Annotated in this window: 16 protein-coding genes; all 16 read left to right on the top strand. The window is 64.4% G+C overall.

Annotated features, from left to right (window positions below; translation table 11 throughout):
* Positions 1 to 4: 4 nt before the first annotated feature.
* From K5K89_RS03130 to K5K89_RS03055, 16 genes are read left to right on the top strand one after another with little or no spacing between them, the layout of a single operon-like run.
* Positions 5 to 259, top strand: a complete 255-nt coding sequence (locus K5K89_RS03130; RefSeq protein ID WP_016979215.1) for an acyl carrier protein — start codon at positions 5 to 7, stop codon at positions 257 to 259.
* Positions 256 to 801 carry a hypothetical protein gene (locus K5K89_RS03125; protein WP_071492343.1) on the top strand — a complete coding sequence of 182 codons (546 nt, stop codon included), beginning with the start codon at positions 256 to 258 and terminating at the stop codon, positions 799 to 801. The genes K5K89_RS03130 and K5K89_RS03125 overlap by 4 nt, the downstream gene beginning before the upstream one ends.
* Complete coding sequence (locus tag K5K89_RS03120; RefSeq protein WP_222540845.1) at positions 798 to 2,468, top strand: acyl-CoA synthetase family protein; 1,671 nt, start codon at positions 798 to 800, stop codon at positions 2,466 to 2,468. The genes K5K89_RS03125 and K5K89_RS03120 overlap by 4 nt, the downstream gene beginning before the upstream one ends.
* On the top strand, positions 2,461 to 3,195 hold the full coding sequence (locus K5K89_RS03115; RefSeq protein WP_071492345.1) for a glycosyltransferase family 2 protein: 735 nt from the start codon (positions 2,461 to 2,463) through the stop codon (positions 3,193 to 3,195). Before K5K89_RS03120 ends, K5K89_RS03115 begins: the two co-directional genes overlap by 8 nt.
* On the top strand, positions 3,192 to 4,127 hold the full coding sequence (locus K5K89_RS03110; protein ID WP_092246475.1) for a glycosyl transferase: 936 nt from the start codon (positions 3,192 to 3,194) through the stop codon (positions 4,125 to 4,127). The genes K5K89_RS03115 and K5K89_RS03110 overlap by 4 nt, the downstream gene beginning before the upstream one ends.
* Complete coding sequence (hutH, locus tag K5K89_RS03105) at positions 4,111 to 5,652, top strand: histidine ammonia-lyase (RefSeq protein ID WP_071492347.1); 1,542 nt, start codon at positions 4,111 to 4,113, stop codon at positions 5,650 to 5,652. Before K5K89_RS03110 ends, hutH begins: the two co-directional genes overlap by 17 nt.
* A complete protein-coding gene (locus tag K5K89_RS03100) occupies positions 5,645 to 6,070 on the top strand; it encodes an acyl-CoA thioesterase (protein ID WP_222540844.1) in 426 nt (141 codons plus the stop codon). Before hutH ends, K5K89_RS03100 begins: the two co-directional genes overlap by 8 nt.
* A gap of 8 nt (positions 6,071 to 6,078) precedes the next feature.
* Complete coding sequence (locus K5K89_RS03095) at positions 6,079 to 6,753, top strand: outer membrane lipoprotein carrier protein LolA (protein ID WP_409996325.1); 675 nt, start codon at positions 6,079 to 6,081, stop codon at positions 6,751 to 6,753.
* Complete coding sequence (locus K5K89_RS03090) at positions 6,743 to 9,055, top strand: MMPL family transporter (protein ID WP_222540842.1); 2,313 nt, start codon at positions 6,743 to 6,745, stop codon at positions 9,053 to 9,055. The genes K5K89_RS03095 and K5K89_RS03090 overlap by 11 nt, the downstream gene beginning before the upstream one ends.
* Before the next feature lie 33 nt (positions 9,056 to 9,088).
* Positions 9,089 to 10,336 carry an NAD(P)/FAD-dependent oxidoreductase gene (locus tag K5K89_RS03085; RefSeq protein WP_071492351.1) on the top strand — a complete coding sequence of 416 codons (1,248 nt, stop codon included), beginning with the start codon at positions 9,089 to 9,091 and terminating at the stop codon, positions 10,334 to 10,336.
* Positions 10,333 to 11,067, top strand: coding sequence for a class I SAM-dependent methyltransferase (locus tag K5K89_RS03080; RefSeq protein WP_222540841.1), 735 nt, complete (start codon positions 10,333 to 10,335; stop codon positions 11,065 to 11,067). Before K5K89_RS03085 ends, K5K89_RS03080 begins: the two co-directional genes overlap by 4 nt.
* A complete protein-coding gene (locus tag K5K89_RS03075; protein WP_222540840.1) occupies positions 11,064 to 11,546 on the top strand; it encodes a hypothetical protein in 483 nt (160 codons plus the stop codon). The genes K5K89_RS03080 and K5K89_RS03075 overlap by 4 nt, the downstream gene beginning before the upstream one ends.
* On the top strand, positions 11,543 to 12,709 hold the full coding sequence (locus tag K5K89_RS03070) for a beta-ketoacyl-[acyl-carrier-protein] synthase family protein (RefSeq protein ID WP_071492354.1): 1,167 nt from the start codon (positions 11,543 to 11,545) through the stop codon (positions 12,707 to 12,709). The genes K5K89_RS03075 and K5K89_RS03070 overlap by 4 nt, the downstream gene beginning before the upstream one ends.
* Complete coding sequence (locus tag K5K89_RS03065) at positions 12,706 to 13,167, top strand: hotdog family protein (protein WP_092246447.1); 462 nt, start codon at positions 12,706 to 12,708, stop codon at positions 13,165 to 13,167. The genes K5K89_RS03070 and K5K89_RS03065 overlap by 4 nt, the downstream gene beginning before the upstream one ends.
* Complete coding sequence (gene fabG / locus K5K89_RS03060; protein ID WP_071492356.1) at positions 13,164 to 13,892, top strand: 3-oxoacyl-ACP reductase FabG; 729 nt, start codon at positions 13,164 to 13,166, stop codon at positions 13,890 to 13,892. The genes K5K89_RS03065 and fabG overlap by 4 nt, the downstream gene beginning before the upstream one ends.
* Entirely contained in the window at positions 13,892 to 15,118 is a 1,227-nt protein-coding gene (locus K5K89_RS03055; RefSeq protein WP_071492357.1) for a beta-ketoacyl-ACP synthase, read from the top strand. Before fabG ends, K5K89_RS03055 begins: the two co-directional genes overlap by 1 nt.
* Positions 15,119 to 15,144 lie beyond the last annotated feature (26 nt).

The following is a 15,144-nucleotide window of genomic DNA, read 5'->3' as shown; positions in this document are numbered from 1 at the left end:
GACCATGCAAACTCGTGACGATATTTTCAACACCCTGCGCGATGCCTTGGTGGAACTGTTCGAACTGCCGCCGGAACGCGTCACCCTGGACGCCAACCTGTACCAGGACCTGGAAATCGACAGCATCGATGCCGTCGACTTGATCGACCATATCAAGCGCCAGACCGGCAAGAAGATCGCCGCCGAGGAATTCAAGGCTGTGCGCACCGTGAACGACGTGGTTGAGGCGGTGTACCGTCTGGTCACGCCTGCCGCATGAGCCGGCTGATCGGCCTTGGCCTGTTGCTGGCGGGGCTGCTGTACCCCTTTGCGGTGTATTACGGCACCGAACACTTCGCCCCGTGGCAATTCGGTCTGCTGCTCGGCAGTCTGTGGCTGCTGCGCGCGCTGACCGGTGCACGACGCCCGGGCAGCCGCTGGATGGCGCTGGCGGTGATCGTGTTCTGCCTGTTGCTGGCCTGGTTCGACAACCCCCGCCTGCTGCGCTGGTACCCGAGCCTGGTCAGCGCGTTCATGCTGGCGCTGTTCGGCCTGAGCCTCAAATATGGCCCGCCGATGGTCGAGCGCCTGGCGCGCATGACCGACCCGGTGCTGGCGCCGCATGCCATCGTGTACACCCGCCAGGTCACCGTGGTGTGGAGTGTGTTTTTTCTGTGTAATGGCCTGCTCGCCGCGGCCCTCACCCTGTGGGCACCGCTGAGCTGGTGGACGTTGTACAACGGCCTGATCGCCTACGGGCTGATGGGGCTGTTGTTTGCCGTGGAATGGCTGGTACGACAAAGGGTTCGAGGCCGCGTATGAATGGGTTGAAACTTGAGCACGTGCTGCTTGAGCCGCTGGAACAGCGTCCGGTTACCACCGAACCTGCCATGAATCACGCCCAACTGTGGGCATACTCCCTGAGCCTGGCGGCGGGCCTGCAAGCCCGCGGCATCCAGCGACTGGCCGTGTACCTGGAAGATGCCGGCCTGCTGGCGATTGCCCTGCTGGGTGCCTGGCGGGCCGGAGTCAGCGTACTGCTGCCCGCCGACCTGCAACCTCAGACCCGCCAACGCTGGGATGAAGCCGTCGATGCCTGGCTGACCGAAGCGGCTGACCTTGAGTCGCTGTATGCGGCGCCATTGAGCGCTGCCGCACTTGACCTGGACGCTTGCCAACTGAGCCTGTGCACCTCCGGCTCCAGCGGCGAACCCAAGCGCATCGACAAGACCCTGCGTCAACTGGCCAACGAGGTCGAGGCCCTGGAAACCCTGTGGGGCCAGGACCTCAAGGACGCCTGCATCATCGGCAGCGTCGCCACCCAACACATCTACGGTTTGCTGTTCCGCGTCCTGTGGCCGCTGTGCGCCGGCCGTACCTTTGTGCGCAAGCAACTGGCATTCCCTGAAGACATGCAGCGCGCCAGTCGCGAGCATGCGCACTTTGCCTGGGTTGCCAGCCCGGCACTGCTCAAGCGCATGGGCGATAACCTCGACTGGCCGGCGCTGAGCAGCGTGTCGCGGGTGTTTTCGTCCGGCGGCGCGTTGCCGGTGGACGCCGCCGGCAGCCTGTACGACCGCTTGCAACAATGGCCGACCGAGATTCTCGGCAGCTCGGAAACCGGCGGCATCGCCTGGCGCCAAGGCGCACAGCCTTGGCAGCCGTTTACCGACGTGCAACTGAGCCAGGATGCCGACGGTGCCCTGCGCATTGCATCGCCTTACCTGCCTGAGGGGCATGTCGAACAGACCGCCGACGCCGCACGCATCCATGCCGATGGCCGTTTCGAACTGCTCGGCCGCCTGGACCGCATCGTCAAGCTGGAAGAAAAACGCATCTCCCTGCCCATGCTGGAACACGCGTTGATGACCCACCCGTGGGTCGCCGACACCCGCCTGGGCGTAGTCCAGGAAAATCGCGCCTCACTTGGTGCGCTGGTGGTGTTGAGCGCCGAAGGCCTGCATACCTTGCGCAATCAAGGCCGCCGGACCGTCACCCAAACCCTGCGCCAACACCTGAGCCAGCACTGCGAAGCCCTGGCCCTGCCGCGTCGTTGGCGATTGCTGAGGCAGCTGCCGCTGAACAGCCAAGGCAAACTGCCTCAGGCCGACATCGAGGCACTGCTGCTGGCACCCCGGCCCAAGGCACCGGAAGTATTGGAGCGCGTCGAAGCCAACGGCGAATGGACCGTGCAACTGAGCGTCCCGCCAGACCTGGCCTATTTCAGCGGCCACTTCCCGGTCACGCCGGTGCTGCCGGGCGTGGTGCAAGTCGAGTGGGCGTTCAACCTGGGCCAACAACTGCTCGATTTGCCACCGAGTTTTGCGGGTATGGAAGTGCTCAAGTTTCAGCAATTAGTGCGCCCAGGCGATGGGATCGAACTGCACCTGCGCTTTGACCCGGAACGCGGCAAATTGTATTTCGCCTATCGCAACGGCGTAGCGGCCTGCTCCAGCGGACGCATTCAATTGGTGGCATCCAATGCATGACCCCTGCGCCCTGATCCCGGTCTACAACCACGAAGCCGCCGTGCCGGCCGTGGTCCGCAGCCTGCTGGACAGCGGCCTGCCCTGCCTGTTGGTGGATGACGGCAGCAGCCCGGCGTGCGCAGCGGTATTGGCGCAACTGGCAACCCTGGACAACGTCACCCTGCTGACCTTGCCGAACAACCAGGGCAAAGGCGGCGCAGTGATGGCCGGCTTTCGCGAAGCCGCACGCCTGGGTTTCAGCCACGCCCTGCAAGTCGACGCCGACGGCCAGCATGACCTGCGCGAAGTCGAGACCTTTATCGACACCTCGCGCCGGCACCCCGATGCGATTATCTGCGGCTATCCCGAATACGACGACAGCGTGCCCAAAGGCCGCCTGTACGCGCGCTACCTGACCCACGTGTGGGTGTGGATCAACACCTTGTCGTTGCAGATCCGCGACTCGATGTGCGGCTTTCGCGTGTACCCGCTGGCACCGGTGCTGGCGCTGATGGACTCGGCCTACATCGGCACGCGCATGGACTTCGACTCCGACATTCTGGTACGCCTGGCCTGGCGCAACCAACCGATGCGCTGGCTGCCGACCCAGGTGCATTACCCGGCCGATGGCCTGTCGCACTTCCGCCTGTTCCGCGACAACGTACGCATCTCGGCCATGCACACCCGGCTGTTCTTCGGCATGCTGATCCGCGCGCCGATGATCCTGTGGCGGCGGTGGCAGGCATGAGCGACAGCAGCAAACACTGGGCCGACCGCGAGGAGCGCGGCAGCTATTGGCTGATGAAACTCACCGCCTTCGCCGCCAAGGTCCTTGGTCGTCGACTGCTGAGCCCGGTGTTGTACGGCATCGTCCTGTACTTCTTCCTGTTCGGCCGCACCGCCCGACAGAGCGCCTGGCAATACCAGCAGCGCCTGGCCGACTGGAGCGGGCGTGACGAACTGCGCCCTACCCACTGGAAAGTCTTCGGCCAGTTCATGGCTTTTGCCGACTCGTTGCTCGACAAGCTCGACGTGTGGAACGGCAAGCTGCGCCTGGAGCAGATCGAAATCAACGACCCTGCGCAATTGCGCGGGCAACTGCGGGGCGAGCGCGGGCAGATGCTGGTGGGCGCGCACCTGGGCAATCTCGAAGTGTGCCGGGCGCTGGCCGAGATCGGTGAACAGGTCACCATGAACGTGCTGGTGCACACCAAGCACGCCGAACAATTCAACCGCCTGTTGGGCGAGGCCGGGGCGACGCACTTGCGCCTGATCCAGGTCAGCGAGCTGGACCCGGCCACCATGCTGCTGCTCAGCCAGCGCCTGGATGACGGCGAGTGGCTGGCCATCGCCGGCGACCGCGTGCCGCTGCACGGTGGGCGCACGGTGCGTGTGGACTTCCTCGGCCACGACGCCGCCTTCCCCCAAGGCCCGTGGCTGCTGGCCGGCCTGCTCAAATGCCCGGTGAACCTGTTGATGTGCCTCAAGCACGGCAGCCGCTATCGCCTGAGCATCGAGCCGTTTACGCCGCTGATCGAATGGAAACGCACCACCCGCGAGCAGGTCATAGCCCTGTGGACCGCACGCTACGCCGCACGCCTGGGCGAGTTCTGCCTGGAAGCGCCCCGACAATGGTTCAACTTTTACCCTTTCTGGAAGACCGATGACCACGCATCTTGAGCCGGTAACCTTTGGCGAACGCCCTTTGCGCATCGAAGACGTGCTGGCCCTGGCCAACCGTCAGGCGCCTACGCAGTTGCAGGATGACCCCGCGTATCGCCAGCGCATCGCCAAGGGCGCACAGTTCCTCGACTCGCTGCTGGACAAGGAAGGCGTGATCTACGGCGTGACCACCGGCTACGGCGACTCCTGCGTGGTGGCGGTGCCCTTGCAGCACGTCGAAGCGCTGCCGCGTCATCTGTACACCTTCCACGGTTGCGGCCTGGGCAAGTTGCTCGACGCCCAGGCCACCCGGGCGGTGCTGGCTGCACGTTTGCAGTCGCTGTGCCACGGCGTATCCGGCGTGCGCGTGGAGCTGCTGGAGCGCCTGCATGCGTTCCTCGAACACGACGTGCTGCCGCTGATCCCGGAAGAAGGCTCGGTGGGCGCCAGCGGTGACCTGACGCCCCTGTCCTACGTGGCCGCAACCCTGTCCGGCGAACGTGAAGTGATGTTCCGTGGCGAACGCCGCCAGGCCGCCGACGTGCACCGCGAACTGGGCTGGGACCCGCTGGTGCTGCGCCCCAAGGAAGCCCTGGCACTGATGAACGGCACCGCCGTGATGACCGGCCTGGCGTGCCTGGCCTTCGCCCGCGCCGACTACCTGCTGCAACTGGCCACGCGCATCACCGCGCTGAACGTGGTGGCGCTGCAAGGCAACCCGGAACACTTCGACGAGCGGCTGTTCGCCGCCAAGCCGCACCCGGGGCAGATGCAAGTCGCCGCCTGGCTGCGCAAGGACCTGGCCATCGATGCGCCGACCGCGCCACTGCACCGTCTGCAGGACCGTTACTCACTGCGCTGCGCGCCCCACGTCCTCGGCGTGTTGGCCGACAGCCTGAACTGGCTGCGTTCGTTCATCGAGATCGAGCTGAACAGCGCCAACGACAACCCGATCATCGACGCCGAAGAAGAACGCGTGCTGCACGGCGGGCACTTCTACGGCGGGCATATCGCCTTTGCCATGGACAGCCTCAAGACCCTGGTGGCCAACGTCGCCGACCTGCTCGACCGCCAGCTCGCACTGTTGGTGGACGTGCGCTACAACCACGGCCTGCCGAGCAACCTGTCCGGCGCGCCGGCTGACCGCGCCATGATCAACCACGGCTTCAAGGCGGTGCAGATCGGCACCAGCGCCTGGACCGCCGAAGCCCTGAAAAACACCATGCCCGCCAGCGTGTTCTCGCGCTCCACCGAGTGCCACAACCAGGACAAGGTGAGCATGGGCACCATCGCCGCCCGCGATGCGATCCGCGTGCTGGAGCTGACCGAACAGGTCGCCGCCGCGACCTTGCTCGCCGCCAACCAGGGCGTGTGGCTGCGGGCCCAGGCCGAGGATGCGCGGCCGCTGCCACCGGCCTTGGCCGCCATGCACGCGGATCTGGCCAAGGACTTCCCGCCGGTCATCGAAGACCGCGCCCTGGAAGGCGAACTGCGCCTGTGCCTGCAACGCATCGCCGAACAACACTGGAGGCTGCATGCGTAACCCTGGCGTGCTGCATTGCGACACTGAAATCCTCGTGCCATTTTTTGACGTCGACACCATGAACGTCGTGTGGCACGGGCATTACGTGAAGTATCTGGAGGTGGCGCGTTGCGCGCTGCTGGACAAACTCGGCCACAACTACGCGACGATGCTCGAATCGGGCTATGCCTGGCCGGTGATCGACCTGCAACTGCGCTACGTGCGCGGCGCCGTGTTCGGCCAGACCATCAACGTACGCGCCAGCCTGGTGGAGTGGGAGAACCGCTTGAAGGTCAACTACCTGATCACCGACCTCGCCAGCGGCGAGCGTTTGACCCGCGCCAGCACCGTGCAAGTCGCGGTGGAAATCGCCACGCGCGAGATGCAACTGGCCTCCCCCAAAGTCTTCACCGACGCCGTCGAAAGGGCCCTGAAATGAAATCCCATATGGGAGGGGGCTTACCCCCGACGGACTTCAACGATAACGCGATCCGCCGGACACTACGCAGCGCCCTCAGGCTCATCGCGGGCAAGCCCGCTGCCACATTTTTGATCGGGTTGTTCCTGAGCTTCAGTGCACATGCTTTTGACTTGCAACAACTCAGCGACCAACTGGCCAAACCCTCGGTGATCCACGGCAACTTCACCCAGGAAAAACACCTGCGTGCCCTGCCCCAGCCCTTGGTCAGCAAAGGCACCTTCGTGCTCGCCAAGGACCATGGCCTGCTGTGGCTGCTGAAAACGCCACTGCAACAGGACTACCGCATCAGCGCCCAGGGCATTGCCCGTCGCGACGCCAATGGTTGGCAACTGCTGCCGAACAAGAGCGCCGGTGCCGAACAAAATCGGCTGTTCCTCGCCGTACTGCAGGGCGACAGCAGCGGCCTGCAACGTGACTTCGAATTGAAGCTGCAAGGCGAGGCCAAGCAGTGGAAGTTGACCCTGATCCCGCGCTCGCTGTTGCTCAAGCAAGTCTTCACCCAGATCAACATCGACGGCGGCGACCTGGTGCAAACCATCGAGCTGCTGGAAACCCAGGGCGACAGCACCTTGCTGCGCATGCAAGACAGCCATGCCGACCTGCCCCTGAGTGAAGCGGAGCAACACGACTTTGCCCAGTGAGCGCCTGCTGCCGCGCCTGTTCCTGATCCTGCTGGTGGCCGTGCTGGCCCTGGCCGGCTGGCAGTGGCGCCACGGTGCGCCGCTGTCGGCCAACCTGATGGAACTGGTGCCGGGCAACACCCCGGATGCGCTGGAACAGCAAGCCGAACAACGCATGCAGGAGCCGCTGAACCGCGAAATGCTGGTGCTGGTGGGGCATGCCGACCGCCAGCAAGCCGTGGCCGTGGCGCAACAGTTGGGCGAGCGCTGGCAGGCCAGCGGGCTATTCGAAAAAGTGCAGTGGAACCTGCAAGCCGACTTGCCGGCACTGCGCGAGCAATTGCTGCGTGGCCGCCTGGCGATGCTGTCAGCCAAGGACCGCGAGCAACTGATCGAGCATCCCGATGCGTTTATCCAGCAACGCGTACAGGCGCTGTTCGACCCCTTCACCGGATTCAGCCTGGTGCCGAGCCAGGATGACTGGCTGGGCCTGACCGGGCGTATCCAGAACAGCCAGCCGCAACACGGCTCGGTGCAACTGGATATCGGCAGCGGCGCATTGATCGCCGATGCCGACGGCAAAAGCTGGGTGCTGCTGCGGGCACGCACCACCGGCAATGCCTTCGACATGAAACTGCCGTTGCAGGTGGCGGATCTGCTCCAGGCGAGCCGCGAGCAAGCTGGTCAGCAAGGCGCGCAGTTGCTCGCCGCCAGCGGTTTGTTGTACGCCGCCAATGGTCAACAGCAGGCCACGCGGGAGATCACCTGGGTCGGCGGCGGCGCTACCGTTGGCATCCTGTTGTTGCTGTTGCTCGCCTTCCGCCGCTGGCGCGTGCTGCTGGCCTTTGTGCCGGTGCTGGTGGGCATGCTGTTTGGCGCGGTGGCCTGTGTGGCGCTGTTCGGCCATATGCATGTGATGACCTTGGTACTCGGTTCCAGCCTGATCGGCGTGGCGGTGGATTACCCGCTGCACTACCTGTCGAAGAGCTGGAGCCTGCAGCCGTGGCGCAGTTGGCCGGCGTTGCGCATCACCTTGCCGGGTTTGAGCCTGAGCCTGGCCACCAGTTGCATCGGCTACCTGGCGCTGGCCTGGACGCCGTTCCCGGCGCTGACCCAGATTGCGGTGTTCTCCGCGGCGGGACTGGTCGGTGCGTACCTGTCCGCCGTGTGCCTGCTGCCAGCGCTGCTCAAGGGCGTCGAACTGCGCCCGGCGCAATGGCCGCTGCGCGTCGCGCAATGCCTGTGGCTAGTGCGCGAATCGCTGCTCAAGCGCGTGCCGAGCCCGGCATTGCTGGCGCTGGTGCTGCTGTTTTGCGCCGGCGGCCTGTGGCACTTGAACAGCAAGAACGATATCCGCCAGTGGATCGGCGCGCCGCCGCAGCTGCTGCAAGAAGCCCAGGCCGTGGCGCGGATCACCGGGTTCCAACCTACCAGCCAGTTTTTCCTGGTGCGTGCAGACAACCAGCAACAGCTGTTGGAGCGTCAACACGCGTTGGGCCAACGCCTAGATCAGCTGGTGAACATGGATAAGCTCCAGGGCTACCTGGCGCTCGATCAACTGGTCAGCCTGCCCGCCGAACAGCAACAACTGCGCGACGCACTGAACGCACTGCCGCAACACTGGCAGCCGCTGCTGGACCTCGGCGTGCCCGCCAGTGCCCTGCAAGCCGAAGTCGCCCAGTTGCAAGCACTGCCCACCCAAGACATCGACGCCGCGCTGAAAGGCCCGCTGGCCGAGCCTTGGGGCACGCTGTGGCTCGGGCCGGTGGACGGCGGCGTGGCGGCGATGGTCAGCCTGCAAGGCTTGAACAACCCCGCGCTGCTGCGCGTGCAAGCGCTGGATCTGCCCGGCGTGCAGTTGGTCGACCGCCTGGGCGACTTGAACCGGGTGTTTGCCGACACCCAGATCAGCGCCGCTGAATTGAAGTTGATGTCCTGCGTCTTGATCGTCCTGCTGCTGATCCTGCCGTTCGGTTTCGGCGGGGCCTTGCGCATCGTCGCCCTGCCATTGCTGGCGGCGCTGTGCAGCCTGGCCAGCCTCGGTTGGCTGGGCCAGCCGCTGACGCTGTTCAGCCTGTTCGGCCTGCTGCTGGTCACGGCCATCAGCGTGGACTACGCAATCCTGATGCGCGAACAGATAGGCGGTCCTGCGGTCAGTCTTCTCGGCACATTGCTGGCGGCGCTGACGACCTGGTTGTCGTTTGGCCTGCTGGCCGTATCAAGTACGCCAGCGGTGAGCAATTTCGGCTTATCGGTCAGCCTGGGCCTGGCATTCAGCTTTATGCTGGCACCCTGGGCCGGGCGGCAGAAGCACGCCTTATGAATGTAATTATCGCCAATGTGGCAAGGAGCCCTCGTGCCCACAGTTGAAATGGAACGTCGCCAGGTGGTGGTGATCGGTGCCGGTCCATCCGGGGCTATCGCCGCCGCGCTGTTAAAGCGCAAAGGGCATGATGTATTGATCATCGAGCGCCAGCATTTTCCACGGTTCTCGATTGGCGAAAGCCTGCTGTCGCACTGCATCGACTTTATCGAAGAAGCCGGCATGCTCGACGCCGTGCAGGCGGCAGGTTTCCAGGTGAAGACCGGCGCCGCGTTTGCCTGGGGCGAGCGCTACAGCGCGTTTGATTTCGGCGACACCTTCAGCAACGGCAAACCGACCACTTTCCAGGTGCAGCGCGGCGAGTTCGACAAGTTGCTGGCCGATCAGGCAGCCAAGCAAGGCGTGGATATCCGCTACGGCGAAACCATCGTCGGCGTGGACTTCAAGGGCGAGTCGCGCTACCTGCATGTACGCAGGGAGAACGGCAGCGAGTACCACCTCAAGGCCAAGTTCGTGCTCGATGCCAGTGGCTACGGCCGGGTGTTGCCGCGCCTGCTGGAGCTGGATCTGCCGTCGGACTTTCCGGTGCGCCAGGCGGTGTTCACCCACATCGAAGATCGCATCGAACACCCAGGTTTCGACCGCAGCAAGATCCTGGTGACCACACACCCGACCCAGCGTGATATCTGGTTCTGGACCATCCCGTTCAGCAACGGCCGCTGCTCGGTGGGCGTGGTCGCTGCCAAGCAGCATTTCGACGGTCGTGACAGTGACCTCGACGCCTGCCTGCGCGGCTTCATCGATGAAACCCCGAGCCTGGCCGGTGTGCTGCAAAACGCCGTATGGGATACGCCGGCGCGGACCATCGGCGGCTACGCGGCCAACGTCAAAGCCCTGCACGGGCCTGGCTTTGCGCTGCTGGGCAACGCGGCGGAATTTCTCGACCCGGTGTTTTCTTCGGGCGTGACCATCGCCATGCGTTCGGCGAGCATGGCGGCCGGCGTGCTGCATCGTCAGCTCAACGGCGAAACCGTAGACTGGCAGACAGAGTTTGCCGAACCGTTGAAGCGCGGTGTCGATACGTTCCGCTGCTACGTCGAAGGCTGGTACGCCGGGACGTTCCAGGATGTGATCTTCCATCCGGGCAGTTCGCCGGAGATTCGCCGGATGATCGCGTCGATCCTCGCCGGTTATGCGTGGGATGAGCGCAACCCGTTTGTGAGTGAGCCCAAGCGACGCTTGCGGATGTTGTCGGAAATTTGCGCAGGGGACGCCGCGTGAGCAGTCAGTATTTGAGTAAGAACTACGTCGAAGAAACCAGGTTCGGCTTCTGGTTCCTGCGCAGCCACACCTGGCAGCACCATGTGTTGCGCGTGGCGATCAACGACCTGCGCAGCCTGTTCACCGAACCACTGCCACAAGCGCCGGTGCTGCTGGACGCCGGTTGCGGCCAGGGCAAATCCTTCAAGCTGTTGCAGCAGGTGTTCGCCCCGAAGCGCCTGATCGGTCTTGACGCGGACCTGCACAGCCTGGAACTGAGCCGTGAAGAAGCGGCGCGCCAGGGCCTGGCCATCGAGCTGATCGGCAGTGACTGCGCCACCCTGCAGGTGCCGGACGACAGCGTGGACATCCTGTTCTGCCACCAGACCTTCCACCACTTGGTAGAGCAGCATCGCGCACTCAAGGAGTTCTACCGCGTGCTCAAGCCAGGCGGTTACTTGCTGTTTGCCGAGTCCACCGAAGCCTATATCGACACCTGGGTGATCCGCTGGCTGTTCCGCCACCCGATGCATGTGCAGAAAAGCGCCGAAGAATACCTGGAGATGCTCCGCGAACAGGGCTTTGAGTTCGGCCCGCAAAACATCTCGTACCCGTACTTGTGGTGGAGCCGCTCCAGCGACTTCGGCCTGCTGGAACGCTGGGGCCTGCGCAAGGCACCGCCGGTGGGGCAACGCGAAGAAACCCTGGTCAACTGCGTGGCACGCAAACCACTGGCGAGTGCCAACCCATGATGCGCTGGCTGTTGATCGGTTGCCTGTTGCTGCTGGGCGCCTGTGCCAGCCAGGCGCCGTTGCCCGAGAAAATCCCGGCCCTGGCCTTGCCGCTGCAACTGCATGTGCAACGCCTGGCTGACGGCCAGAGCCAGGACTGGCTGCTGGTGATCCAGCGCGAAGGCGGCGGCATTCGTTGGTCGATGATGGACCCCCTGGGCATTCCCCAGGCCCGGCAAAAGCTGATCGATGGCGAGTGGCAAGCCGATGGTTTGCTGCCGCCCAACCCCCAGGCACGCGAGCTGTTTGCCGCGCTGCTGTTTGCGCTGACCTCGGCGGATGACGTGCGTACGCTGTACCCCAGCGCGCAGGCGATGGATTTGACGCGCACCCTGCCGGGCCATTGGCAGATCGTGTACCAGTCTTCCGAGGTGTTCAGCGTAAATATGACTGGCCAACCCTTGAGCTACCGCATCACACCGCTAGGAGCGGCACGATGACCGCCTACCTGAACGCCCTGGGCGTGATTTGCGCCCTTGGCCGTGGCCAGGCGGAGGTCAGCCGCAGCCTGTTTGCCGGTGACTGCTCCGGCATGCGCGCCGAAAGCGGCTGGGTCCCGGACCGTGTGCTGCCGGTGGCCGGTGTGCACGGCGAACTGGCAACCATCCCCGCTGAGCTGGGCCAGCAAAGCAGCCGTAATAACCAGTTGCTGCTGGAAGCGGCGTTGCAGATCGAGGGCGAGATCCGCCAGGCGATCCACACCTACGGCGCCTCACGGGTCGGCATCGTGCTCGGCACCAGCACCTCGGGTATCGATGAAGCCAGTCGCGGTATTGCCCATTACCTGCGCGAACACCAGTTCCCCGGCGATTACGATTACCGGCAGCAGGAACTCAGCGCCCCGGCGAACTTCCTCGCCGACTGGCTGCAACTGAGCGGCCCGGCCTATGTGATCTCCACCGCCTGCACCTCCAGCGCGCGCGCATTGATGAGCGCCCAGCGCCTGCTGGACCTGGGCGTGTGCGATGCAGTGATCTGCGGCGGCGTCGACAGCCTGTGCAAGCTCACGCTAAACGGGTTCAGTGCCTTGGAAGCGGTGTCGAACGAACGCTGCAACCCGTTTTCGGTGAACCGTAACGGCATCAATATCGGCGAAGCGGCCGTGCTGTTCCTGATGAGCAAGGTGCCTGCCCCCATCGCCCTGCTGGGCAGCGGCGCCAGTTGCGATGCGCACCATATTTCCGCGCCGGAACCCACCGGCAAAGGTGCATTGCAGGCGATGCGCAAGGCCCTGGCCAGCGCGAAATTGCAGCCCGGGCAGATCGGCTATCTGAACCTGCACGGCACCGCCACCCAGCATAACGATGCGATGGAAAGCCTGGCGGTCGCCAGCCTGTTCCCGCACGGCGTGGCCTGCTCGTCGACCAAACCCCTGAGCGGGCATACCCTGGGCGCTGCCGGTGCGCTGGAAGCGGCGTTCTGCTGGTTGAGCCTGGTCCATCACCGGGTGCCGCCGCATGTCTGGGATGGCCAGGCCGACCCGGCACTGCCCGCCTTGCACTGGGCGCAAGCCGCAGAGCCCTTGGAAAAACGCTGCCTGATGAGCAACTCGTTTGCCTTCGGCGGTAACAATGTCAGCCTGATTATTGGAGAGGCCCCATGATCGATTGGCCACTCGCCGAACTGCTGCCCCATGCGGGCGACATGATCCTGATCGACCAGGTGCTGTCGTTCGATGAAGAGCAGGTCCACACCCGCACCACAATCAAGCCAGGCGGCCTGTTCAACCGCGCTGACGGCAGCCTGCCGGCCTGGGTCGGCATCGAGTTGATGGCGCAAAGCGTCGCCGCCTACGCCGGTTGCCACGCGCGCCAGAAAGGTGAAGCGGTGGAACTGGGTTTCCTGCTCGGCACGCGCAAGTTCGAATGCAACGTGGAACACTTTCCGGCAGGCGCCGAGCTGAGCATCCACGGCCTGCGTTCCCTGGAAGACGACAATGGCATGGGTGTGTTCGAATGCCACCTGACCGGTGACGGTATCCAGGCGAGCGCCCGCTTGAATGTATTTCGACCGCCCCAGGCGGCCAATTATTTAGATGAATCGAAGGACGTAACGCCATGACTGAATCCGTACTGGTCACCGGCTCCAGCCGTGGCATCGGCCGCGCTATTGCACTGCGCCTGGCCCAGGCCGGGCATGACCTCGTGCTGCACTGCCGCAGCGGGCGTAGCGACGCCGATGCGGTGCAGGCCGAGGTTGAAGCCCTGGGCCGCAAGGCGCGGGTGCTGCAGTTCGATGTGGCGGATCGTGCGCTGTGCAAGGAAATTCTCGAGGCCGATGTGGAGCAACATGGCGCCTACTACGGCGTGGTGCTCAATGCCGGCCTGACCCGTGACGGCGCATTCCCGGCCCTGTCGGAGGAGGACTGGGACGTGGTGATGCGCACTAACCTGGACGGTTTCTACAACGTGCTGCACCCGGTGATGATGCCGATGATTCGTCGTCGCGCGGCTGGGCGTATCGTGTGCATCACGTCGGTTTCCGGTTTGATCGGCAACCGTGGCCAGGTCAACTACAGCGCGTCCAAAGCCGGCCTGATCGGCGCGGCCAAGGCCCTGGCCATCGAGCTGGGCAAGCGCAAGATCACCGTCAACTGCGTCGCCCCCGGCTTGATCGACACGGCGATGCTGGATGAAAACGTACCGGTGGAAGAGCTGATGAAAATGATCCCGGCGCAGCGCATGGGCACGCCGGAAGAAGTCGCCGGTGCGGTGAACTTCCTGATGTCGGCCGAAGCCGGCTATATCACGCGCCAGGTCCTGGCCGTGAATGGAGGCTTGTGCTGATGAAGCGCGTCGTCGTCACCGGCATGGCCGGCATGACCTCCCTGGGTAGCGATTGGGCGAGCATTTCGGCCAACTTCCGCGCCAACCGCAGTGGCATCCGGCGCATGGACGAGTGGGACCGCTTCACTGAATTGAACACGCGCCTGGCCGGGCCGATCGACGACTTCGTCGTGCCGGCCCATTGGACGCGCAAGCAACTGCGCAGCATGGGCCGCGTCTCGCGTCTGGCGGTGTGGGCGGCGGAGCAGGCGTTGCAGGACGCCGGTTTGCTCGGTGACGAGTCGATCAAGGACGGACGCATGGGCGTGGCTTGCGGCTCGTCCACCGGCAGCACGGACGAGATCAAGGCGTTCGGCAATATGCTGCTGAACTCGGTGGCCGAGGGGCTGAATGCCAACTCCTACGTGCGCATGATGCCGCACACCACGGCGGCGAATATCAGCATCTTCTTTGGCCTGACCGGGCGGCTGATCCCCACGTCCAGCGCATGCACCAGCGGCAGCCAGGGCATCGGCTATGCCTATGAGGCGATCAAGTTCGGCCGCCTGCCCCTGATGCTCGCCGGCGGTGCCGAAGAGCTGTGCCCGACCGAAGCCATGGTGTTCGACGCGCTCTACGCCACCAGCCTGAAAAACGACGCCCCGCAAACCAGCCCACGCCCCTATGACAGTGGCCGCGATGGCCTGGTGATCGGTGAAGGCGGCGGCATGCTGGTGCTCGAAGAACTGGAACATGCGCTGGCGCGCGGTGCGCATATCCATGCCGAGATTGTCGGCTTCGGCAGCAATGCCGACGGTCAGCACACCACCCGCCCGGAGCAGAAAACCATGCGCCGCGCCATGGAGCTGGCCCTGGAAGATGCCGGGCTTGAGCCGTCCGCGATCGGCTACGTGAACGGGCATGGCACGGCCACCGACCAAGGCGACATCGCCGAAACCCTGGCCACCAGCAGCCTGTTCGGCACCCGCATGCCCATCAGTTCGCAGAAGAGTTTCCTCGGCCACACCCTCGGCGCGTGCGGCGCGCTGGAGTCGTGGTTCAGCATCGAGATGATGAACCGCGACCAGTACGTGCACACCTTCAACCTGGACACCGTCGACCCGCAATGCGGCGAGCTGGATTACCTGCAGGGTGACTTCCGCGAGATGCACCACGACTACGTGATGAACAACAACTTTGCCTTTGGCGGCGTCAACACCTCGCTGATTTTCCGCCGCTGGGCCTGACTCTTTAATCGATTGGAGAAAACGGA

The organism is Pseudomonas sp. DR208, assembly GCF_019823005.1.
Taxonomy (GTDB): Bacteria; Pseudomonadota; Gammaproteobacteria; order Pseudomonadales; family Pseudomonadaceae; genus Aquipseudomonas; species Aquipseudomonas extremorientalis.
The sequence above is the reverse complement of the archived record's forward strand: the minus strand, read 5'-3'. Positions and strand labels throughout refer to the sequence as shown.